Origin of the sequence: Pseudomonas sp. MB-090624, assembly GCF_003205245.1 — a bacterium.
Classification (GTDB): domain Bacteria; phylum Pseudomonadota; class Gammaproteobacteria; order Pseudomonadales; family Pseudomonadaceae; genus Aquipseudomonas; species Aquipseudomonas juntendi.
Window position 1 is genome coordinate 17,955 of sequence record NZ_QJRK01000027.1, and the last position, 20,309, is coordinate 38,263.

The following is a 20,309-nucleotide window of genomic DNA, read 5'->3' on the forward strand; positions in this document are numbered from 1 at the left end:
TGGAGCAACCGGCCTGCTTCGATGCGCTGCTGGCACCGTTCGAGGCCTTGATAGAGGGGCAGATCAGGGCCATGGGCGAGGAGACGTTCCAGCGCAACCATGGCACCGAGTGAGGGCAGGGGGCCGCTGCGCAGCCCATCGCGACACCAGGCCGCTCCTACAGGCCATCGCACCCGCCATTGGCATCCGCGATCTGTGTAGGAGCGGCCTTGTGTCGCGATGGGCCGCACAGCGCCCCCAGCGATCTCAAGCCCGATCAACGCATCTCGGGCAAACGTGCCTCGGTACGGACTTCGGTCGTGGCCAGCGCCTCTGGCGGCAGCGAAATACGCTGCTTGCTGAGCAATTCACCCATGGTCGCCAGCACCCGGTAGCGCGAGTACTCTTCGGTGTAGCGCACTTCGGTGTAGCGACGGTCGGCGTTGTACAGTTCGTTTTCACTGTCGAGCACGTCCAGCAGGGTGCGTTGGCCCAGGCCGAACTGGTCCTGGTAGGCGGCGCGCACGCGCTTGGTGGTTTCGGCGTATTCACGCGCGGTCGGCAGCTGCTTGCTGGCGTTGTTCATGGCGTTCCACGCCAGGCTCAGGTTTTCGGTCAACTCGCGCAGGGCGTTGTTGCGGATGTCCAAGGCCTGGTTGATCTTGTGCGCGTCGGATTGCAGGCGAGCCTTGTCACTGCCGCCGCGGAACAGGTTGTAGTTCATCTCCACGCCGGCTTGCCAGTCGTTGTTGTTGTGGCCTTTCTCGCCGCCGGTGTTGTTGTTGGCACCGGTGGCCAGAATGGCGTCGAAGCGTGGGTAGAAGGTCGACTTGCCAACCTCGTACTGCTGCTCGGCCGCATTTACATCAGCCTGGGCCGACTTGATGTAGGGGTTGTTCTGGCGCATGCCATCACGGGCCTCTTCAAGCGTGGCAGGCACCTCGGCCTTTATGGTGGGCGGGCTTTCCAGCTCGTCTGGCATGCGGCCGATCACGCTGAAGAAGTTGGCCTCGGCGTCGGCCAGGTCCACTTCGGCGGTGTCCAGGTTGTTTTCTGCCAGGGCGCGGCGGGCGCGGGACTGGTCAAGGTCGGCCGTGCTGCCAACGCCACGCTCGTTACGCAGGCCGATCTGGTCGTTGACCCGCAGGTGGGCTTGCAGGTTGTTCCTGGCCAGGGCCACCAGTTCACGGCGCTTGAGTACCTCCAGGTACACCTCGATCGCACGCAGGGCGACATCCTGCGCAACCGCCTGGGTGTAGTAGGCACGCGAGGTGGAAACCGCTTCGGTCCGGCCCACTTCGTTCGCGGTGTTGAAGCCGTCGAAGATCATCTGCCGCAGGCGCAGCTCGGACTGGGTGTAGTTCAGGGTTTCTTTGTTGTGGTTACCCGCGGCACGGGTTGTGGTGTTGTCCGAACGCTGGCGGCCGTAGCCGGCGACCAGGTCAACGGTAGGGAAGTAGCCACCACGCGCGAATTTCACGTCCTCATCGGCCGACAGCTTGCTGTTACGGTTGGAGCTGACCTGTGGGTGATAGTCCACGGCGCTTTGGACGGCTTCGGTGATCGACATCGCCTGCACGTTGGCACTCGCCAGGGCCAACAGTAATGCGGTGGTGATGGGGTTCAAAACGCGCATGGTACATCTCCCTGATCTTGAATTTGGTCCTGCTGCTCGCCAAAAAAATGACGATTATTTATCGCGTATAGTGTTGCAGGTTTTTAACCTGACAGCTAAGTACATTCATCGCGATAGATAAGAAGATTTATTCATATCAAAATGACATTAAATACCTAAAATGTCTAACAGGGGCTTTTTTTGCAGCCCTCAGGTGGGGTATCAAATATCGGTAAAGCCAATATTCTCAAGGCCTTCAGGCGGTTCCAGAACGAATTTGGCTAAATACTGGGCGGGTTAGGCGAAAGTGATATTTGGCGACAAATTATTGTCACTTTGGCCTGTGCAGGGTTTTTTGCTTGAGGATGTACAGGCTTACCAGCACGGCGCTGGTCAACATGAAGGCGCGGGCCCAGAACAACGGCACCAGGTAGCAGGACAGCCCGATGCTGGCCCACATCAGGCCAATGGCATAGACCTTGCCTTTGAGGGGGATGCCTTCACCACTGAGGTAGTCGCGAATCCAGGGCCCCAGTTTGGGGTGGTGGACCAGCCAGTGGTGAAAGCGTGGCGAGCTGCGAGCGAAGCAGGCGGCCGCCAACAGAAGAAACGGGGTGGTAGGCAATACCGGCAGGAATATCCCCAACACCCCCAGTGCGACGCTGAGCCAGCCGATGGCCAGCAGCAGGTAGCGCACAGCTGGCTTAGTGGTGGCGTGGCTTGAGCAGCGCCGGCTTTTCGTCAGGTGCGTGCAGCAGCAGGAACAGTGCCGTCAGCGCTTCGGGAATTTGCACAATCATGTCGTCCTGCAGGTTGGCGTTGCTGGCGATGTCGGCGAACTCCGGCTGCTCGTCGAACAGGCCCGAACCCACCATGATTGGCAGCAACATCTCGCTGACTTCCTCTTCTGCGTTCTCGAACCAGGCCTCTTCGCGCAGGAACACGCCTTCCATGAAGCCGATGCACCAGCCGCGCAGGTCGGAATCGTCCGGCTCGTCAGTCAGGTCGAGGTCGCAGGGCAGTTCGAATTCATCGTCGCTGGCCAGCTGACGGGCAATGTGGGCCTTGAGTGCCACCAGGGTCGCCTCGATTTCGGTGCGTTGGGCTTCGCTGCTGTAGTGCGGCTCTTCGGCGAACAGAGCGTCGATCCACTCGCGCTCGGGCACGTCTTCGGCGTTGATCGACAGCGCGGTGAGGTAGCCGTGGGCGGCGACATAGTCCAGCGCTTCTTCGTGCAGCTCGTCGGCGTCGAGGAAGGCTTGCAGGCGGGTCAGTTGCTCGGCGAAGGACATTACAGGGCTACCTTGGGAATAAACGATAACGAATTCTAGCACCTTGCGGCGGCAGCGGGGCAAAGGAACGTCTATCGCGGTGGTGCCCTGCGCGGGGCGGTGCTGCGGTATACTCCGCGATTTTCATCCAGGCGCGGTTTTACCGGCGGCCTGGCAAAAACCGCTTACGCATTTGGCGTGTGCGGGGCGGGTTTTTCGTCCAGCCTGTGTGCAGGGTGGTACGGCGATTTGGAGTTGCACATGCTCGAACAGGCTCAGCGCGTTCTCAAGGACATCTTTGGCTACGACAGTTTCCGAGGGCGCCAGGCAGCGATCATCGAATGCGTGGCCAATGGTGGCGACGCCCTGGTGCTGATGCCGACTGGCGGCGGCAAGTCGTTGTGCTTCCAGGTGCCGGGCCTGCTGCGCCCAGGCCTGACCGTGGTGGTCTCGCCGCTGATCGCGCTGATGGACGACCAGGTCGCCACGCTTGACGAGCTGGGCGTAGCCGCAGCCGCCCTGAACTCCACGCTCACGGCCGAACAGCAGCGCGACCTGGCCGGGCGCCTGCGCCGTGGCGAAGTGAAAATGCTGTACCTGGCACCCGAACGCCTGGTGCAACCGCGCATGCTCGATTTCCTGCGCGACCTGGATATCTCGCTGTTCGCCATCGACGAAGCCCACTGCGTTTCGCAATGGGGCCATGACTTCCGCCCCGAATACCTGCAACTGGGCCAGTTGGCCGAACTGTTCCCGCATGTTCCGCGCATTGCCCTTACCGCCACCGCCGACATGCGTACCCGCGAAGAAATCGTTCAGCGCCTGCACTTGCAGGGCGCAGAGCGCTTCCTGTCGAGCTTCGACCGGCCGAACATCTTCTACCGCATCGTGCCCAAGGAAGCGCCGCGCAAACAATTGATGGCGTTCCTTGCCGAGCGCCGTGGCAACGCCGGCATCGTTTATTGCCTGTCGCGCAAGAAGGTCGACGAAACCGCCGCCTTCCTTTGCCAGCAGGGCTTCCCGGCGCTGCCATACCATGCCGGCCTGGCGGCCGAAACCCGCGCCGCCAACCAGCACCGCTTCCTCAACGAAGAGGGGCTGATCATGGTCGCCACCATCGCGTTCGGCATGGGTATCGACAAACCCAACGTACGCTTCGTGGCCCACCTCGACCTGCCCAAGTCGCTTGAGGCCTACTACCAGGAAACCGGCCGTGCCGGACGAGACGGCCTGCCGTCCGATGCCTGGATGGCTTATGGCCTGCAGGACATGGTCATGCTCAAGCAGATGCTGCAGAACTCCGAAGGGGACGAACGCCACAAACGCATCGAGCAGCACAAGCTCGATGCCATGCTGGCGCTGTGCGAAGAAACCCGCTGCCGCCGCCAGTCGCTGCTGGCCTACTTCGATGAAATCCTCGAGCAGCCTTGCGGGCACTGTGACAACTGCGTCGACAACGTCCAGACCTGGGATGCTACCGAGCCGGCGCGCCAGGCCCTGTCGGCAGTGTTTCGCACCGGCCAGCGCTATGGTGTGGGCCACCTGGTCGACGTGTTGCTGGGCAAGGACACCGAAAAGGTGCGCAATTTCGGCCATGAAAAGCTGTCGGTTTTCGGCGTGGGCAAAGGCCTGGCCGAAGCCGAATGGCGTTCGCTGTTCCGCCAGTTGGTGGCGCGCGGGCTGGTCGACATCGACCTGGAGGGCTACGGCGGCCTGCGCTTGTCCGACAGCTGCCGGCCATTGTTGCGTGGCGAAGTCACCTTGCAACTGCGACGTGACCTCAAGCCGCAGATCACTGCCAAAAGCGCGTCGTCCAGTGGCGGCAGCCCGGCCAGCCAACTGGTGCGGGCCGAAGAGCGGGAATTGTGGGAGGCATTGCGCACCTTGCGGCGCAAGCTGGCCGAGGAACACAGCGTACCGCCGTACGTCATCTTCCCCGACTCAACGTTGCTGGAAATGTTGCGCAGCCAGCCGGTCAGCCTCAGCGACATGGCCCAGGTCAGCGGCGTAGGCGCGCGCAAGCTGGAACGCTATGGCCAGGCGTTTCTTGAGGTACTGAACGACAACGGCGGCACCCGCGAGGCGCCGAAGGTGGTGCTCGACCTACGCCATGAGCTGGTCAGCCTGGCCCGCGCCGGCATGACCCCAGCGCAAATCGCCGGGCAGCTCAACTGCAGCGAAAAGAATGTGTACAGCTTGCTGGCCGAGGCCTTGGGGCGCCAGGAGCTGAGCCTGGACCAGGCGCTGGACTTGCCAGAAGACCTGCTGATGGAGGTGCAGGACGCCTTCCTCGATGGCGAGGGCGAGCTGCCGCCGGTTGCGACCATCGCCCCGCTGTTTACCGGGCGAGTGCCGGAAGGGGTGCTGTATTGCGTACGCGCGGCACTGGCAGCCGAGTTCGAGCTGTAGGCCTGCGCCTGTTCGCAGGCACAAGCGCCATCTGCTGACCTTTGTCATGCTTTTTGACGATTTTCGCCCACGTCACCCTGGCCGAGCCTTGCCTCATGGGGCGGGGCATGGTTAGCTGCCTAATAATTAGATCTACTCGATGAGTTACCTATGCCTCTAACCGACAACCAACACCGCTTCGGCATGCAACTGGCCCAGATGTCCCGGGGTTGGCGTGCCGAACTGGATCGCCGCCTGGCCGGGCTCAATCTGTCGCAGGCGCGCTGGCTGGTGTTGCTGCACCTGGCCCGTTTCCCAGACGCCCCGACCCAGCGTGAGCTGGCCCAGAGTGTGGGTGTCGAAGGCCCGACCCTGGCGCGTCTGCTCGATAGCCTGGAGGCCCAGGGGCTTGTGCGCCGCCAGGCAGTGCTGGAAGACCGGCGGGCGAAGAAGATCGTGTTGTGCCCCCCGGCCAAGCCGCTGATTGAACAGATCGAGACCATCGCCAACCAGTTGCGCATCGAACTGTTCAGCGGGGTGGATGAAGCCGACCTGCAGGTGTGCATGCGGGTGCATGCCAAGATTCTGGGCAACCTGGAAAAATCCTGAGGCAAGGGCTGCCCTGCAGCCTTTCGCCGGCCCGCCCGCTCGGCGTGGCGGGCCCGACGCCCGGGCCCTGTACGTGCTGCCTAGAAGGTATGCCCCAGGTTCAGGTACACCGCCTGCTCATGCGCACTGTTGGTGCCATAGGTGAAATTCAACGGCCCCAGCGGCGTTTCCAGCCCGAGGAAAATACTCGCCGCATTGATGTAGCCACTGTCGAACGCATTGTCGTTGTTCCACGCCCGCCCGCGCTCCAGCGAACCACCGATGTACAACGGGAAGTCCAGCGGCACATACGCCCGGGGCGTCAGCCGGCGGTAGTAGACCACCCGCATCAGGCTCATGTTCTGGCCCGACACCGAGTCCTGGCGGAAGCCCGACAGCTCCCGCGCCCCGCCCAGCACGAAGCTGGAGGTCACCACTTCGGTGGCATCCAGCGTGCGCCCGTAGCGGCCGCCCAGCACGAAGGTGTTCGGGCCGCTGCTGATGGCCTTGTCGAGGTTGAACAGCCATTGCCGGTAATCCTGGTCGGAATCCAGCGACTTGTCGTACTTGCGCAAGGTCAGGCCGATGTCTTCGCCATGGTGTGGGAAATACACGTTGTCGAGGGTGTCGAACGAGTACTTCAGCTCGTAGAAGCCTTCGTTGAAACTGACCTTGGGCAAGTCCTGGTCGCCAATGCGCACCTCGGCCTCGCCCCAGGCCTTGCCAACCCCCAGGCGCACCTCGCCGCTGTTGCCGATCTGCCGGCCCACGTTCAGGCCAAAGCCATAGCGCTCCAGGCGGTACTCGGCGACAGGGTCGTTGTCGAGGGTGGCCTCGATGTTCTGTGAGCCGAAGTCCAGGTAGGGGGCGACGAAGTAGCGTGAGCCGACATCCAGCGGTTGGTAGAACTCGCTGTACAGCGCTTGCTGGTCGCCGATCTGGCCGCGGGTCAGCCACTCGGCACCCAGGCTGTTGATGCCGTTGACCCGGTAGCTGGCCCCCAGGTTGAAGGCGCTGTCGCCGCGCAGGTCGTCCGACAGGTTCAGGCCCAGGCGCAGGTAGTCGGTGCCGCCGCGGCGGCCGCGGGCGTTGATCACCAGGGTGTTTTCATCGCCCTTGTGCACCACGCGGTACTGCACCCGGTCGAAGTAGTCCAGGCCGTACAGCGTGCCCATGTCGGTCTCCAGGCGGCCAAGCTCCAGCGGGGCATTGATGGGCTGGCGAATGTACGAACGGATCACATCGTCACTGACCTTGGCGTCGTTCTCGATTTTGATGGCGGTGATGATGGGCGTGCGTTGGCGCGGTGAACGGGCCACGGCCAGGCTGATGCTGGCGTCTGGGTGGCGCAGCGCGGCCAGGCGCGCGTCGAGCAGGCGGGTAGCGCGGTAGCCGGCGTCGATCATGTCCCGCGCGCGGCCGAAGTCGGTCACGCCGTAGGCTGCCAGCGGCGGTTGGATGAGGATATCGTCGCGGTGCAGGCTGGCCAGTTGCTCTTCCGAGTTGCGCCGGGTCGTCAGCGTGATGGACTGGTTGAGCACATCGACCACGGTCAGCAACTGCTTGCGGTCGCGCAGCGGCGTACCGATATCCACCACGATGGCCAGGTCCACCCCCATGTCGCGTGCCACGTCGAGCGGAATATTGTCGACCATGCCGCCGTCCACCAGCAGGCGGCCGTCCAGTTCGACCGGGGCGAACACTGCCGGGATCGACATGCTGGCGCGGATCACCTGCGGCAGGTGGCCGCGGCGGAACACCACTTTTTCGCCACTGGCGATGTCGGTGGCCACGGCGCGAAAGGGGATGGGCAGCTTGTCGAAGTCGCGCGTGTCGGCGGTGTGCGCCAACTTGCTTTCCAGCAGCAACGACAGGTTCTGGCCTTGAATCACCCCCAGCGGCAGGCCCAGGCTGCCGTCGTCACGGAAACTGAGCTTTTGCTTGACCAGAAAATCGCGGTCATCCTGCTTGCGCCGGAATGGCACGTCCTCGCGGGGTGGGCTGTCAGACAGCGCCTGCTGCCAGTCGAGGGTGGTGGCGAGGTGTTCCAGCTCTTCGACGCTGTAGCCCGAGGCGTACAGCCCGCCGACTACCGCCCCCATGCTGGTGCCGGCAATGGCGTCGATGCGTACACCCTGTTCCTCCAGCGCCTTGAGCACGCCGATGTGCGCCAGGCCACGGGCCGCGCCGCCCGACAGCACCAGGCCGACCTTGGGCCGTGCCGGTTCGGCGGCGGTTGCTGTAAGCGAGGTGAGGGTGAACAGCAAGCAGAACAGCAAACGGCGCATCGTGGGTCTCAAACCGTGGGTCAAAGACCGTTAGTATAAGCCGCCCCTCAGTTGGAGTTATCTCGACATGGCCGACCACAAGCCGGAAATCGTCATCAATTATTGCACCCAGTGCCAGTGGCTGCTGCGGGCCGCGTGGCTGGCCCAGGAACTGCTCAGCACGTTTGCCGACGACCTCGGCCGGGTGGCGCTGGAACCGGGTACCGGCGGTATTTTCCGCATTACCTGCAACGGCGTGCAGATTTGGGAGCGCAAGGCCGACGGCGGATTCCCCGAGGCCAAGGTGCTGAAGCAGCGGGTGCGTGACCAGATCGACCCCCAGCGCGACCTGGGCCACAACGACCGCTGAGTCACACGCCCTCGGCCAGCGGCCGCTGCGCTGGCTCGGCGGCCAGGCGGCTGGACAGCACGATGGCGAGGATGATCAGTGCGCCGCCCAGCAGCATGCGCACCGTGGGGGTCTCGGCAAACACCAGCCAGGCTACGGCAATGCCGTAGACCGGCTCCATGCCGAACACCACGGCGGCAGTCCGGGCCTTGATGACCGCCAGGCTGGCGACGAACAGGCTGTGTGCCACGCCGGTGCAGAAAACGCCGAGCAGGCCGATCCACAGCCAGTCCACAGGCGCGACCGCGCCCAGCCCAGGGGCAGCGAACGCCAGCAGGCTCAGGCTTACCACCAGGTTTTGCCACAGTGCTGCCTGCACCGCAGGCAAGCGACCAGAGCCTGCGCGGTTGGTCAGGGACAGCAGTGAAAACAGCAGGCCCGAGAACAGGGCCCACAGCAGGCCGCCGGTCGCTTCGCTGGCCAGATCGAAGGCTGGCGTGACCAGTGCCAGGCCGAGGCTGACCAGCAGCACCAGCAGCGCTTCGTTGCGGCGGATGCGCTCGCGGAACAGCAGCCCTTCGAGCAGCACGGTAAAGGCCGGGAAACTGGCGAAGCCGAGGGTGGCGATGGCCACGCCGCCGACCTTGACGGCGATGAAGAAGCTGACCCAGTGGCCGGCCAGCAGCACCCCGCCGAGCAACAGGCGGCGCGCATCCTGACCGTTCAGGCGTTGCCAGCCAGGGCCGGTGACACTGGCGAACAGCGCCAGGGCGAGCACGGCGAAAGCGGCGCGGCCGAACACGATGATCACCGGGCTGGCGCTGGCTGCCAGCTTGCCGAATACGCCGGTCAGGCCAAAGAACAGCGCGCCGATATGCAGGGCGCCGAGGGCGGTGCGGTGGTTCATGACAGGGGCATCCTCGCAAGGCAAGCGGCCATTGTGCCTGAAGCCGTGCATGGCGAGGACCGGGTGGCCGCGCGCGCAGGCGCGCTGCTTACAGCCTGAGCTTGCCGAGCAGAATGTCGCGGAACATCACGAAGTCACCGGCAAGGCTGTAGAACGGGTAGGTGAATGTCGCCGGCCGGTTCTTTTCAAAGAAGAAATGCCCCACCCAGGCAAAGCCGTAGCCGAACAGCGGCACGGCCAGCAGCAACAGCCATTTGCCGCTGCCGATGGTATAGGCCAGCAGGGCGATCACCAGGCTGGTGCCGACAAAATGCAGGCGGCGGCAGGTGGGGTTGCTGTGCTCACCCAGGTAATACGGGTAGAACTCGGCAAAACTGCGAAACTGCGCTGTGCGGTTCATGGCAGTGCTCCGGGGTTGATACGTCTGGACAAGATGCACGGCGTGGAGCCTCATTCGAGTCTAGAGTGATTGGCAGGGCCTACCAGTGACAATAGGCGCCAATTGAGTATCCTTGGGGTTCACCGCAGGAGCGGTCAGGAAAGAAGCCTGTCATGAGCGAAAGAACCACGTCAGCCAGTTGGGCATCAGGGATTGTAAAGGCACTCGAGCTGGAAGGGCTGGACTGCCGGGCCATGTTCAAGCAGTTGGGGCTGGATTTCGCCGCCCTCGACGATCCCGACGCGCGTTTCCCCCAGGACTCCATGACCCGGCTGTGGCAATTGGCAGTGGAACTGTCCGGCAACGAGGCCATTGGCCTGAACATGGCGCGTGTGGTACGCCCGGCCTCGTTTCACGTGGTGGGCTATGCGCTGATGTCCAGCCGCACCTTGGCCGAGGGGTTCGAGCGGCTGGTACGCTACCAGCGCATCATCGCCGAAAGCTCCGATCTCAGTTTCGTGCTGGGTCCCGAGGGCTACTCGTTGATCCTCACCGTGCACGGCGACCATCTGCCGCCCACCCGGCACAGTGCCGAAGCGTCGTTGGCCTGTGCGCTGGCGCTGTGCAAATGGCTGAGCGGCCGCCCGGTGCAGCCACGCCGGGTTTTGGTGCAGGGGCCGCAACCCAGGAATATCGAGCCGTACAAGGTGGCGTTCCATTCGCCGCTGATCTTCGACGCGCCGTATGACGCGCTGGTGTTCGAGCGGGCCGACATGGAGGCACCCTTGCCCACGGCCAATGAAGCCATGGCAGTGCTGCACGACCGGTTTGCCGGGGAGTACCTGGCGCGGTTTTCCGAAAGCCGCGTGACCCACCGGGTGCGCCAGGTGCTGTGCCGCATCTTGCCGCAGGGGGAGCCCAAGCGTGAGACCTTGGCGCAGGCCTTGCACTTGTCGCAGCGCACCCTGCAGCGGCGGCTGCAGGAAGAGGGCACCAGCTTCCAGGCGTTGCTCGACGACACCCGGCGCGAACTGGCCGAACAGTACCTGGCCCAGCCGGGCATGACCCTGTTGGAAACCGCCTACCTGCTGGGCTTCGCCGACCCCAGCAACTTCTACCGCGCGTTCCGCCGCTGGTTCGATACCACGCCCAGTGAGTACCGCGCCCGGCTCGGCGCCGTGGGCGAAGGGCTCAGTGACGCCAGAACGCCGGCATGCACAACACTAGCACGGTGATGATTTCCAGCCGGCCAAGCAGCATGCCGGCAGCCAGGATCCACTTGGCGGCGTCTGGCAGCGTGGCGTAGTTGCCTGACGGCCCGATCACTTCACCCAGGCCAGGCCCCACCCCGGAGACCGTACCGGCAGCCCCGGTCAGGGCGGTCATCCAGTCCACCCCCAGCAGCGACAGCAGCAGCGCCATGACGCAGATGGTGATGGCGAAGAAGAACGAGAACGTGAGAATCGAGCGCACGATATCTTCATCGAGGCGGTGGCCGTTGTACTTCTGCTTGATCACCGCACGCGGGTGGATCAGTTGGTTGAGGCTGGCCTTGAGCAGGATGTAGGCGACCTGGAAGCGGAAGATCTTGATCCCGCCCGCGGTCGAGCCGGAACAGCCGCCGACGAACCCCAGGTAGAAGAACAGCATCAGCGAAAAGTTGCCCCACAGGCTGTAGTCACCCAGGGCGAAGCCGGTGGTGGTGACGACCGAGGTCACGTTCAGCGCCACGTGGCGCAGCGCGTCCAGCCAGTGCAGGTTGGTGCTGTACCAGTACCAGGTGCCCAGAACCAGCCAGGTGACCAGCAGCATGCCCAGCAAGCCCTGCACCTGCTGGTCGCGGAGCAGCGCCCTGCGGTTGCCGCGCAGGGTGGCCACGTACAGGGTGAACGGCAGGCTGCCCATGATCATTACTACCACTGCCACCCAGTGCACGGCGGGAATGTCCCATTTCGCCAGGGACTGGTCGGAGGTGGAAAAACCACCGGTGGAAATCGCCGACATGGCGTGGTTGATGGCATCGAACGGGCTCATGCCGGCCCACCAGAAAGCCAGCGCGCCAAGGATCGAGAAGCCGACGTACACCCCCACGATCGACTTGGCGACCATGTGCGAGCGCGGCATGACCTTTTCGGAACGGTCGGAAGACTCGGTCTGGAACAGGCGCATGCCACCAATGCGCAGCAGCGGCAGGATGGCCACCGCCATCGCGATGAAGCCGATACCGCCCAGCCAGTGCAGCATCGAGCGCCACATCAGGATGCCTGGCGACATGCTGTCGAGCCCGCTGAGCACGGTGGCGCCGGTGGCGGTAATGCCCGACATGCTTTCGAAGAAGGCGTCGGTGTAGCTGATGTGCTGGGTCAGCAGGAAGGGCAGGGCGGCGAACACGCACACCACCAGCCAGCTGCAGACCGTCAGCAGGTACATGTCGCGTGGCCGCAGGTGCACATGCTCGGGCCGCCCTTGCAGCACCATGGCCAGCCCGGCAATGAAGGTGATCAGGCTGGACCACAGGAACGACGGCATGTCGCCGGTACGTTCGAATATCACCAGGGTCGCCATGGGCACGGCCATGCCCACAGCCAGGGTGATCAGGAAGATGCCGATGATGAAACCAATGATCCTTAAGGTCGGCAACGCCATGTGATCTGCTCTGACTCGAAACGGAAGGGCGCCATTCTACCTATGGGCCGGGCCGCTGCAAGCCAGGCGCGGCACGCTGCACGAAAAGCCGGCGTGCTGCCGCTTGCAGCTTGCAGCTTAGGGCGTGCAGCTTGAGAATGGCCGCACATTCCACTGCCAGGAGGGTAGCCGATGGAGGCTCTCGACGCATTGCTCAACCGTGTTTCCGTGCCACGCCTGACCGACCCTGCCCCCAATGCTGCCCAGCGCGAGGCGCTGTTCCAGGCTGCCCTGCGGGCGCCGGACCACGGCCAACTGCGGCCTTGGCGGTTCCTGACCATCGAAGGGCAGGGCCGCGAGAAGCTGGGCGAGCTGTTCGCCGAAGCGGTGCAGCACAAGGGTGAAGCCACCCAGGCTGCGCTGGACAAAGCCCGCGCCATGCCGCTGCGCGCACCGTTGCTGATCGTGGTGGTGGCCAGCTTGCAGAACCACTTCAAGGTGCCCAAGTCCGAGCAGCGCCTGGCGGCGGGCTGTGCGGCACATGGCATCCTGATCGCTGCCCATGCGCAGGGCATCGGCGCCGTGTGGCGCACCGGGGACATGGCCTTCGACGCGCATGTGCACAAGGGGCTGGGGCTGGCGGAGAACGAGGAACTGATCGGCTACCTGTACGTCGGCACGCCAATGACCGAGCCACGGACCGCGCCGGTGCTGGCCACCGCTGATTTCGTCACGGGCTGGGGCGAGTGACGCGGGCGCGAGCAAGGGCTGCGCTGCAGCCCTAACGTACACGGCCCTGGCAGCCTTACGCTGAAGCGGCTTGCAAGGGTAGTTCAAGCCGGGCGACAAAGCCGCCCTGCGGGTGGTTGTCCAGTACCAGGCTGCCGCCATGCCGCTCCGCCGCCTTGCGCGCAATCGCCAACCCCAGGCCGTGCCCTGGGGCTTCCTGCCCCGGTGCGCGGAAGAACGGCTCACCCAGCTGGGCGAGGTGCTCCGGGGCTGCCCCCGGGCCATGGTCGCGCACACAGATCACCACCCGCGCCTGATCGCGCACGGCACTGACTTCGATGGGCTGGCCTGCCGGGTTGAAGCGCAGGGCGTTGCGCAGCAGGTTGTCCACGGCCCGCTCGATCAGTGTCGGCCAACCTTGCAAGACCAGCCCCGGTTGCGCCTCCAGGCGCACGTCCTGGTCGGGCGCGCCGAGCAGGGCGTCCTTGCGCACACTGCCCAGCAAGGCATTGAGGTCCACCGCTTCGGCGTGGGCCTGTTCGGCATCCACGCGGGCCAGGGTGAGTATTTCGCTGATCAGGTCTTCCAGCCTGTCGCACTCGCGGGTCAGGCGCGGCCACAGGGCCTGGCGCTGTTCGGGCTCGGCGCGTTCGGCCAGGGCCAGGGCAATGCGCAGCCTGGCCAGCGGTGAGCGCAGCTCGTGGGACACGTCGCGCAGCAATTGGCGCTGGCTGGCGAGGGTGCTTTGCAGGCGCGCACCCATTTTGTTGAAGTCGTTGGCCAGCACGCCGAATTCGTCACGCCGGGCTGCCAGGCGCGCCAGGCTGTTCTGCTGATAGGTGCTCTGGCCCAGGTCGTGCACAGCGCTGCGCAGGCGGCTCAACGGGCGCGTGATGGACAGCGTGACCAGCAGGCTGAACAGGGTCAACACCACCAGGGCGATGCCCAGTGCGCTGAGTGGCCACATCAGGCTGTCCCGGTGCCACTCATCCAGCGCCGGGTGGGGGATGCGGTAGATCAGCAGGTAGGTCTGGCCGGTGTCGGGGCTGGTGTATTCCTCGGTCAGCCGGCGCCATGGCAAGCGGCGCTGGTCGTTGTGCTGGCGTGCCTCGAAGGCTGCCGCCCGGCGCGGGAACGTGCCGGGCACCACCGCGTCACCACTGTCATCGAGCACCTGCACGTCGATCTTGTAGCGGTCCTTGCGTTGTTCCAGGAACTGCTGCGCGGCATTCACGCCCTCCTGCTCGTAGTGCCTGGCCCACTGGCTGGCCAGCGTGTTCAGGCCGGGGTGGCGGCTGAGGATCCAGGCGTCCTGGTTGAGCATGTGCCCAAGCAAGATCGACAGGCCTGCAACCAGGGTGATGGCCAACCAGAAGCTGGCCAGGATGCGCCAGAACAGTGAACGCAAGAGCACCTCCTAAAACAGAAAAAGCCCGGCTCGCGCTGGGGCGAGCCGGGCATCGGGCTGACAGCTTACTGGGCCTTTTTGGCTTTTTCAGCTTTCCAGGCCTGGAACTCCTGCCACTCGGCTTTCTTGGCAGCGCGTTCCTTTTGCAGTTCGTCGAACTTCTTCTGCTGGTCTGGCTTGAGCAGGTTGCGCACGGCGGTGTCGGTCTTGGCGCGGCTGGCTTGCAGTTCGTCCTTCATGGCTTTCTGGTCGGCAGCCGGCAGTTTGGCCAGGTAACGCTCGGTAATGTCACGGCGCTGCTGCATTTGCTCGCCCATCAGCTTGCCGATCTGCTGGCGCTGGTCACGGCTCAGGTCCAGTTGCTGGAAGGCCGCTTCACCGCGGTGATGCGGGCCGTCGTGACGTGGGCCGCCGTCAGGCATGGCCATGGCTACGGTTGGCAGGGCGGCGGCGAACATCAGGGCGATAAGGGTCTTGCGCATGGTGTCTCTCCTTTCATAGGCCGGTGGTTACCGGATGAGCACAGTCTAGGGAGATCACCGTCAAGCGCAGTCAGTGGATGGTAAAGGCTGGGTAAAGAACAGCTACAAGCTACAAGCTACAAGCTGCAAGCTGCAAGCTGCAAGCTGCAAGCTGCAAGCTGCAAGCTGCAAGCTGCAAGCTGCAAGCTGCAAGCTACAAGCTACAAGCTACAAGCTACAAGCTACAAGCTACAAGCTACAAGCTTAAAGCTACAAGTGAAGCCGATCGCGATTCTGCTCTTTCTTGCAGCTTGCAGCTCGCAGCTCGCAGCTGCTCACAGGCAGTAGTAATAGCCGCGGCTGCGCAGGGCGACGATGCGTGGCCGGCCATCGGCATGCGGGCCGATCTTCTTGCGCAGGTTGCTGACGTGCATGTCCAGGCTGCGGTCGTAGAGGGTGAGCTTGCGGCCCAGGCCGATCTGCGCCAGTTCCTGTTTGTCCAGCGGCTCGCCAGGCTGGCGCAGCAGCGCTTCAAGTATGCGGCTTTCGGACAAGGTCAGGGTCATTTCCCGGCCATCGATGCTGGCCACGCCGCGGGCCGGGCTGTAGACCAGGTCGCCCAGCTCCAGCTGGCTGGTGGCGGCAACGGGGTGGCTGCGGCGCAGTACGGCACGCAGGCGCGCGGTAAGCTCGCGTGGGTCGCACGGTTTGGCCAGGTAATCGTCGGCACCCAGTTCCAGGCCAAGAATACGGTCAAGCGGCTCGCCACGGGCCGACAGCATCAGCACCGGCAGTTCGGCGTGCTCGCTGCGCAGTTGTTTGAGCAACTCCAGGCCGCTGCCGTCGGGCAACATGACATCCAGCACCACGGCCGCAGGTGCATGCTCGGCCAAGGCCTGGCGTGCACTCTGGCCATCGTGGCAGGCACGTACGGAAAACCCTTCCTGGGTCAGCCAGCTGCACAGCAGCTCGCACAGTTCCTGGTCATCATCAATCAGTAACAGCTCGCTCATGACTCACTCGATTCCACCATTGACGGCGGCTCTGCGGCCCGCCAGTGGCAAAGATACCGCAGACTGATGGCAACCGTATAACTGCTGATCCCGCATCGCCTGCTTCGCGGGTAAACCCGCTGCTACAACGACCGTGCAGTTCCGAAGGTTTGTGCGGGCCACTGTGGGAGCGGGCAAGCCCGCGAAGAAAGCGATGCGGTCTCGGATCACGGCAATACTTGCTTGAATGGCTTGACCACGACCTTGTCGTACACGCCTGCCGCAATATAGGGGTCGGCATCGGCCCAGGCCTGGGCTTCGGCCAGCGAGGCAAACTCGGCGACGATCAGGCTGCCGCTGAAGCCGGCTTCGCCCGGGTCGTTGCTGTCGATGGCCGGGTGTGGGCCGGCCAGCACCACACGACCTTCGGCCTTGAGCTGCTGCAGGCGTTCGATGTGCGCCGGGCGGGCAGCCAGGCGCTTTTCCAGGGAGTTCGCGACGTCGCTGGCAATTATGGCGTAGAGCATGTCAATCCTTGGGTTTGGAGGTAGAAGGGTCGTCGTGCAGGTGGCGCGACAGGTACACGCCTTGCGCCACCAGGAAGATCACGGTCATGCCCAGGCTGCCGAACACCTTGAAGTCCACCCAGAAGTCCTGGAAGGTGAAGGCGACGAACAGGTTGGCCGCACCACAGAACAGGAAGAACGCGATCCAGGCCAGGTTCAAGCGCGTCCAGATGGCATCCGGGAGGGTGAGGGCGTGGCCCATGATGCGTTTGATCAGCACCCGGTCACCGATGAAGTGGCTGCCGGCAAAGCCCAGGGCGAACAGCCAGTTGACCACCGGCGCCTTCCACTTGAGGAAGGTTTCGCTGTGGAAGGTCAGGGTCAGGCCGCCGAACACCAGGCAGGCCACCAGGGTCAGCCACTGGCCCTTTTCCAGCTTGCGCTGGCGCAGGAACAGCGCGCCGTACACCACCAGCGAGCTGACGATCAGCATGGCCGTGGCACTGTAGATGCCGCCGAATTCGAAGCTGTGGCCAGCGACTTCAAGCGGGCGTGGGTCCAGCTTGTACACGATGAAGAACAGCAACAGCGGGATGAAATCGATGAATTGTTTCACAATGGCAGCCAGAATCGGGATGTGACGGCATAATAACAAACATCGATTCCAGCGAAAGCGCTCCTCCATGAATGTTGATCTGCACTGTCACAGCACGGCCTCCGACGGCGCCCTGTCGCCCACGGCGCTGGTCGCCCGGGCCCATGAGCACGGGGTGCAAACGCTGGCCCTGACCGACCATGACACCCTCGAAGGCCTGCCCGAAGCGCGCCTGGCCTGCGTTGAGCGGGGCATGCGCTGGGTCAGCGGGGTCGAGCTTTCGTGCACCTGGGGGGGCGCCACCATTCACGTGCTGGGCTACGACTTCCCGCTCGCTGCGCCGCCATTGCTGGCGGCCATCGAAGCGTTGCACCGCGGCCGCTGGCTGCGCGCCGAAGAAATCGACAAGCGGTTGGCCGCCAAGGGCATGCCAGGCACCCTCGACGGCGCCCGCGCCGTGCAGCACGAGCTGGGCGACAGCGGCAACGCACCGGCGCGCCCGCACTTTGCCGAATACCTGGTGCGTGCCGGGCACGTCAAGGACCGCGGCGAGGCGTTTCGCAAGTGGCTGGGGGCGGGCAAGCTGGGCGACGTCAAGCAGCATTGGCCCACCCTTGATGAAACCGTTGCCACGCTGCGCCAGTCCAAAGCCTGGGTGAGCCTGGCCCATCCCATGCACTACGACCTGACCCGCAGCAAGCGCAGGCGGCTGATTGCCGACTATATTCAGGCAGGTGGGCAGGCGCTTGAAGTGGTCAACGGGATGATGCCTGCCGAGCAGGTGGGCACCCTGTCCATCCTTACCCGTGAGTTCGGCCTGCTGGCAAGCGCTGGCAGTGACTTCCACGGCCCCGGCACCTGGGGCGAGATCGGTGCCTACCGGCCTTTGCCCGAGGACCTGCCGCCTTTGTGGCGCCGATTCAGCCATGAACAGCCTATTACGGTATGAACAGGACGACTACGTGAGCCAATTTTTCCAGATTCATCCGGAGAACCCCCAGCCGCGGCTGATCCGCCAGGCGGTAGAGATCATCCGCAAGGGGGGCGTGGTGGTGTACCCCACCGATTCGGCCTATGCGTTGGGTTGCCAGATCGGCGACAAGGCGGCGATCGAGCGTGTCCGGCGCCTGCGTGGCCTGGACAAGACCCACAACTTCACCCTGATGTGCTGCGACATGTCGCAACTGGGGTTGTATGCCAAGGTCGATACCGGCACCTTCCGCCTGCTCAAGGCGCACGTGCCTGGGCCGTACACCTTCATCCTCAACGGCACCCGCGAAGTGCCCCGCCTGCTGCTGCACGAAAAACGCCGCACCATCGGCCTGCGGGTACCAGACCACGCCATTACCCTGGCGTTGCTGGCTGAGCTGGGCGAGCCGCTGATGAGCGTGAGCCTGATCCTGCCTGGCGATAACGAGCCGATGACCGACCCTTACGAAATTCGTGAGCGCCTGGAGCACCATGTCGACCTGGTGATCGATGGCGGTTACGGTGACCTCAAGGCGTCGACCATCATCGACCTTTCCGGCGACGAACCTGAGCTGATTCGAGAAGGCTGCGGCGACCCTGCGCCGTTCATGGCCAGCGCGTGAGCCAGCTGCAAGCGCCCGAGGCGCCGGCCACGCAGGTCGACGAGCCGCGGCAGTTGCAACTGGCCTTGGTCTACGGCGAAGCCCTGACCGAGATGCCGCTGGACCTGTACATCCCGCCAGACGCCCTGGAAGTCATCCTGGAAGCCTTCGAAGGGCCGCTGGACCTGTTGCTGTACCTGATCCGCAAGCAGAACATCGACATCCTCGACATCCCTGTGGCTGAAATCACCCGCCAGTACATGGGCTATGTGGAGCTGATGAAAAGCGTGCGCCTGGAACTGGCCGCCGAGTACCTGGTAATGGCGGCCATGCTTGCCGAGATCAAGTCGCGCATGCTGCTGCCGCGCTCGGCTGAGGCCGAGGAAGAGGAGGGTGACCCGCGCGCCGAGTTGATCCGCCGGCTGCAAGAGTACGAGCGTTTCAAGGCCGCAGCCGAAGGCATCGACGCGTTGCCACGGGTTGGCCGTGAGGTGCGGGTGCCGCGCCTGGAGGCACCGCAGGCCAAGGTGCGCAAGCTGTTGCCGCAGGTCAGCCTGGAAGAGCTGCTGGTGTCCATGGCCGAGGTGATGCGGCGCAACGACCTGTTCGAGAGCCACCAGATCAGCCGTGAAACGCTGTCCACCCGGGAGCGCATGAGCCAGGTGCTGGAGCGCCTCAAGGGCGGTGCTTTCGTGCCGTTCGTCGAGCTGTTCGGGCACGACGAGGGCAAGCTGGGGGTAGTGGTCACCTTCATGGCGATTCTCGAACTGGTGAAGGAAGCGCTGATCGAACTGGTGCAGAATGAACCCTTCGCCGCCATCCACGTGCGGCTTCGCCCGGCGCTTGTTGAAGAACCCGATGAACCTGAATGAACCCCGCGACCTGGCGTCGCTGATCGAAGCCTTCCTGCTGGCGTCGGGCAAACCGCAATCACTGGAGCGTCTGTTCGAGTTGTTCGAGGAAGCCGAGCGCCCCGAGCCCAAGGTTTTCAGGCAGGCGCTGGAGGTGCTGGGCAAATCGTGCAACGGCCGCGCTTTCGAGCTCAAGGAGGTGGCCAGCGGCTACCGCCTGCAAATTCGCGAAGCCTACGCCCCCTGGGTCGGCCGCTTGTGGGAAGAGCGCCCGCAGCGCTATTCGCGTGCCTTGCTGGAAACCCTGGCGTTGATCGCCTATCGCCAGCCGATCACCCGTGGCGAGATCGAGGATGTGCGCGGGGTGGCGGTGAACAGCAATATCATCAAGACCCTGATGGAGCGCGAGTGGATACGCGTGGTGGGCTACCGCGAGGTGCCCGGCCGGCCGGCGATGTTCGCCACCACCAAGGCGTTCCTGGACCACTTCAACCTCAAGAGCCTGGAGCAGTTGCCAGCGTTGGCCGAGTTGCGCGAGCTGCAGCCTGAGCCGCTGCTCGACCCGGATGATGCACCGGTACCGGCCCACCTGCAGGCCCTGGCCGATGCCAGCCTGGGCGAGCAGGAAGCGGTTGACGAGCCGAAGGAGGAAACCAGCTTCCGCAGCTTGCTGGTGGAGCTGGATGCCATGGAAGAAGGGCTGAAGACCGACTTTGACGATTTGCGTGGGCAAGCACCTGAGGCCGCGGTGGAAGAAGAGGGCAAGCTGCAGCCCTGATCGTGCAGTTGCCTGTAGCGGCCCTGCGCGGCAAGCCCCTCACCGTTGGG

Annotated in this window: 21 protein-coding genes and 1 pseudogene; 10 read left to right on the forward strand and 12 right to left on the reverse strand. The window is 64.1% G+C overall.

Features of this window, described 5'->3' with window-relative positions:
* A pseudogene (locus DMX12_RS16145) lies at positions 1-113 on the forward strand (DTW domain-containing protein); the annotation flags it as partial.
* Between the two features lie 143 nt (positions 114-256).
* Here DMX12_RS16145 and DMX12_RS16150 read toward each other — a convergent pair.
* From DMX12_RS16150 to DMX12_RS16160, 3 genes are all read right to left on the reverse strand, one after another.
* Positions 257-1,615 carry a TolC family outer membrane protein gene (locus tag DMX12_RS16150; protein WP_110678659.1) on the reverse strand — a complete coding sequence of 453 codons (1,359 nt, stop codon included), beginning with the start codon at positions 1,613-1,615 and terminating at the stop codon, positions 257-259.
* 310 nt (positions 1,616-1,925) lie between these two features.
* A complete protein-coding gene (locus DMX12_RS16155; RefSeq protein ID WP_009683670.1) occupies positions 1,926-2,291 on the reverse strand; it encodes a YbaN family protein in 366 nt (121 codons plus the stop codon).
* A gap of 7 nt (positions 2,292-2,298) precedes the next feature.
* Positions 2,299-2,886 (reverse strand): YecA family protein, encoded by a 588-nt coding sequence (locus DMX12_RS16160; RefSeq protein WP_009683669.1) that lies wholly within the window; start codon positions 2,884-2,886, stop codon positions 2,299-2,301.
* A 240-nt stretch (positions 2,887-3,126) separates the two neighbouring features.
* Between DMX12_RS16160 and recQ the strand changes: the two genes are divergently transcribed.
* Both recQ and DMX12_RS16170 read left to right on the forward strand, forming a co-directional pair.
* Positions 3,127-5,274 (forward strand): DNA helicase RecQ, encoded by a 2,148-nt coding sequence (gene recQ, locus DMX12_RS16165; protein ID WP_029887626.1) that lies wholly within the window; start codon positions 3,127-3,129, stop codon positions 5,272-5,274.
* 150 nt (positions 5,275-5,424) lie between these two features.
* Positions 5,425-5,862, forward strand: coding sequence for a MarR family transcriptional regulator (locus tag DMX12_RS16170; RefSeq protein WP_110678660.1), 438 nt, complete (start codon positions 5,425-5,427; stop codon positions 5,860-5,862).
* Between the two features lie 80 nt (positions 5,863-5,942).
* On the opposite strand, the gene DMX12_RS16175 is transcribed toward DMX12_RS16170, so the two are convergent.
* Positions 5,943-8,129: a patatin-like phospholipase family protein gene (locus DMX12_RS16175; RefSeq protein ID WP_110678662.1), complete on the reverse strand. Its 2,187-nt coding sequence runs from the start codon at positions 8,127-8,129 to the stop codon at positions 5,943-5,945.
* A 67-nt stretch (positions 8,130-8,196) separates the two neighbouring features.
* On the opposite strand from DMX12_RS16175, the gene DMX12_RS16180 reads away from it, so the two are divergent.
* Complete coding sequence (locus DMX12_RS16180; protein ID WP_009683663.1) at positions 8,197-8,478, forward strand: SelT/SelW/SelH family protein; 282 nt, start codon at positions 8,197-8,199, stop codon at positions 8,476-8,478.
* Position 8,479: 1 nt separating this feature from the next.
* Here DMX12_RS16180 and DMX12_RS16185 read toward each other — a convergent pair whose 3' ends face one another.
* A complete protein-coding gene (locus DMX12_RS16185; protein WP_110678664.1) occupies positions 8,480-9,364 on the reverse strand; it encodes a DMT family transporter in 885 nt (294 codons plus the stop codon).
* Positions 9,365-9,452: 88 nt separating this feature from the next.
* Positions 9,453-9,764, reverse strand: a complete 312-nt coding sequence (locus DMX12_RS16190) for a DUF962 domain-containing protein (RefSeq protein ID WP_009683661.1) — start codon at positions 9,762-9,764, stop codon at positions 9,453-9,455.
* Positions 9,765-9,916: 152 nt separating this feature from the next.
* Here DMX12_RS16190 and DMX12_RS16195 point away from each other — a divergent pair, with 152 nt between their 5' ends.
* Positions 9,917-10,978: an AraC family transcriptional regulator gene (locus tag DMX12_RS16195; RefSeq protein WP_009683660.1), complete on the forward strand. Its 1,062-nt coding sequence runs from the start codon at positions 9,917-9,919 to the stop codon at positions 10,976-10,978.
* Here the strand turns inward: DMX12_RS16195 and DMX12_RS16200 are convergent.
* Positions 10,935-12,389, reverse strand: coding sequence for a TrkH family potassium uptake protein (locus DMX12_RS16200; RefSeq protein WP_054881891.1), 1,455 nt, complete (start codon positions 12,387-12,389; stop codon positions 10,935-10,937). The two genes, DMX12_RS16195 and DMX12_RS16200, sit on opposite strands and share 44 nt — an antisense overlap.
* A gap of 171 nt (positions 12,390-12,560) precedes the next feature.
* Between DMX12_RS16200 and DMX12_RS16205 the strand changes: the two genes are divergently transcribed.
* Positions 12,561-13,118, forward strand: a complete 558-nt coding sequence (locus DMX12_RS16205; RefSeq protein WP_110678666.1) for a nitroreductase family protein — start codon at positions 12,561-12,563, stop codon at positions 13,116-13,118.
* A gap of 55 nt (positions 13,119-13,173) precedes the next feature.
* Here the strand turns inward: DMX12_RS16205 and DMX12_RS16210 are convergent, their stop codons facing one another.
* From DMX12_RS16210 to DMX12_RS16230, 5 genes are all read right to left on the reverse strand, one after another.
* Entirely contained in the window at positions 13,174-14,511 is a 1,338-nt protein-coding gene (locus DMX12_RS16210) for a sensor histidine kinase KdpD (RefSeq protein ID WP_110678668.1), read from the reverse strand.
* A 59-nt stretch (positions 14,512-14,570) separates the two neighbouring features.
* Positions 14,571-14,987 (reverse strand): Spy/CpxP family protein refolding chaperone, encoded by a 417-nt coding sequence (locus tag DMX12_RS16215; protein WP_009683655.1) that lies wholly within the window; start codon positions 14,985-14,987, stop codon positions 14,571-14,573.
* Between the two features lie 314 nt (positions 14,988-15,301).
* Positions 15,302-15,979, reverse strand: a complete 678-nt coding sequence (locus tag DMX12_RS16220; protein WP_029887817.1) for a response regulator transcription factor — start codon at positions 15,977-15,979, stop codon at positions 15,302-15,304.
* 206 nt (positions 15,980-16,185) lie between these two features.
* Positions 16,186-16,485, reverse strand: a complete 300-nt coding sequence (locus DMX12_RS16225) for a YciI family protein (protein ID WP_054881893.1) — start codon at positions 16,483-16,485, stop codon at positions 16,186-16,188.
* 1 nt (position 16,486) lies between these two features.
* Positions 16,487-17,080 carry a septation protein A gene (locus DMX12_RS16230; RefSeq protein ID WP_029887818.1) on the reverse strand — a complete coding sequence of 198 codons (594 nt, stop codon included), beginning with the start codon at positions 17,078-17,080 and terminating at the stop codon, positions 16,487-16,489.
* A gap of 67 nt (positions 17,081-17,147) precedes the next feature.
* Between DMX12_RS16230 and DMX12_RS16235 the strand changes: the two genes are divergently transcribed.
* From DMX12_RS16235 to scpB, 4 genes are all read left to right on the forward strand, one after another.
* The gene (locus tag DMX12_RS16235) at positions 17,148-18,008 is read left to right on the forward strand and encodes a PHP domain-containing protein (protein WP_110678670.1); all 861 of its coding nucleotides are present in this window, start codon (positions 17,148-17,150) and stop codon (positions 18,006-18,008) included.
* Positions 18,009-18,021: 13 nt separating this feature from the next.
* Positions 18,022-18,651 carry an L-threonylcarbamoyladenylate synthase gene (locus DMX12_RS16240; protein WP_054881895.1) on the forward strand — a complete coding sequence of 210 codons (630 nt, stop codon included), beginning with the start codon at positions 18,022-18,024 and terminating at the stop codon, positions 18,649-18,651.
* Between the two features lie 125 nt (positions 18,652-18,776).
* Positions 18,777-19,502: a ScpA family protein gene (locus DMX12_RS16245; protein ID WP_161893131.1), complete on the forward strand. Its 726-nt coding sequence runs from the start codon at positions 18,777-18,779 to the stop codon at positions 19,500-19,502.
* Positions 19,489-20,259 (forward strand): SMC-Scp complex subunit ScpB, encoded by a 771-nt coding sequence (gene scpB / locus DMX12_RS16250; RefSeq protein ID WP_054905566.1) that lies wholly within the window; start codon positions 19,489-19,491, stop codon positions 20,257-20,259. The genes DMX12_RS16245 and scpB overlap by 14 nt, the downstream gene beginning before the upstream one ends.
* Positions 20,260-20,309: the final 50 nt, after the last annotated feature.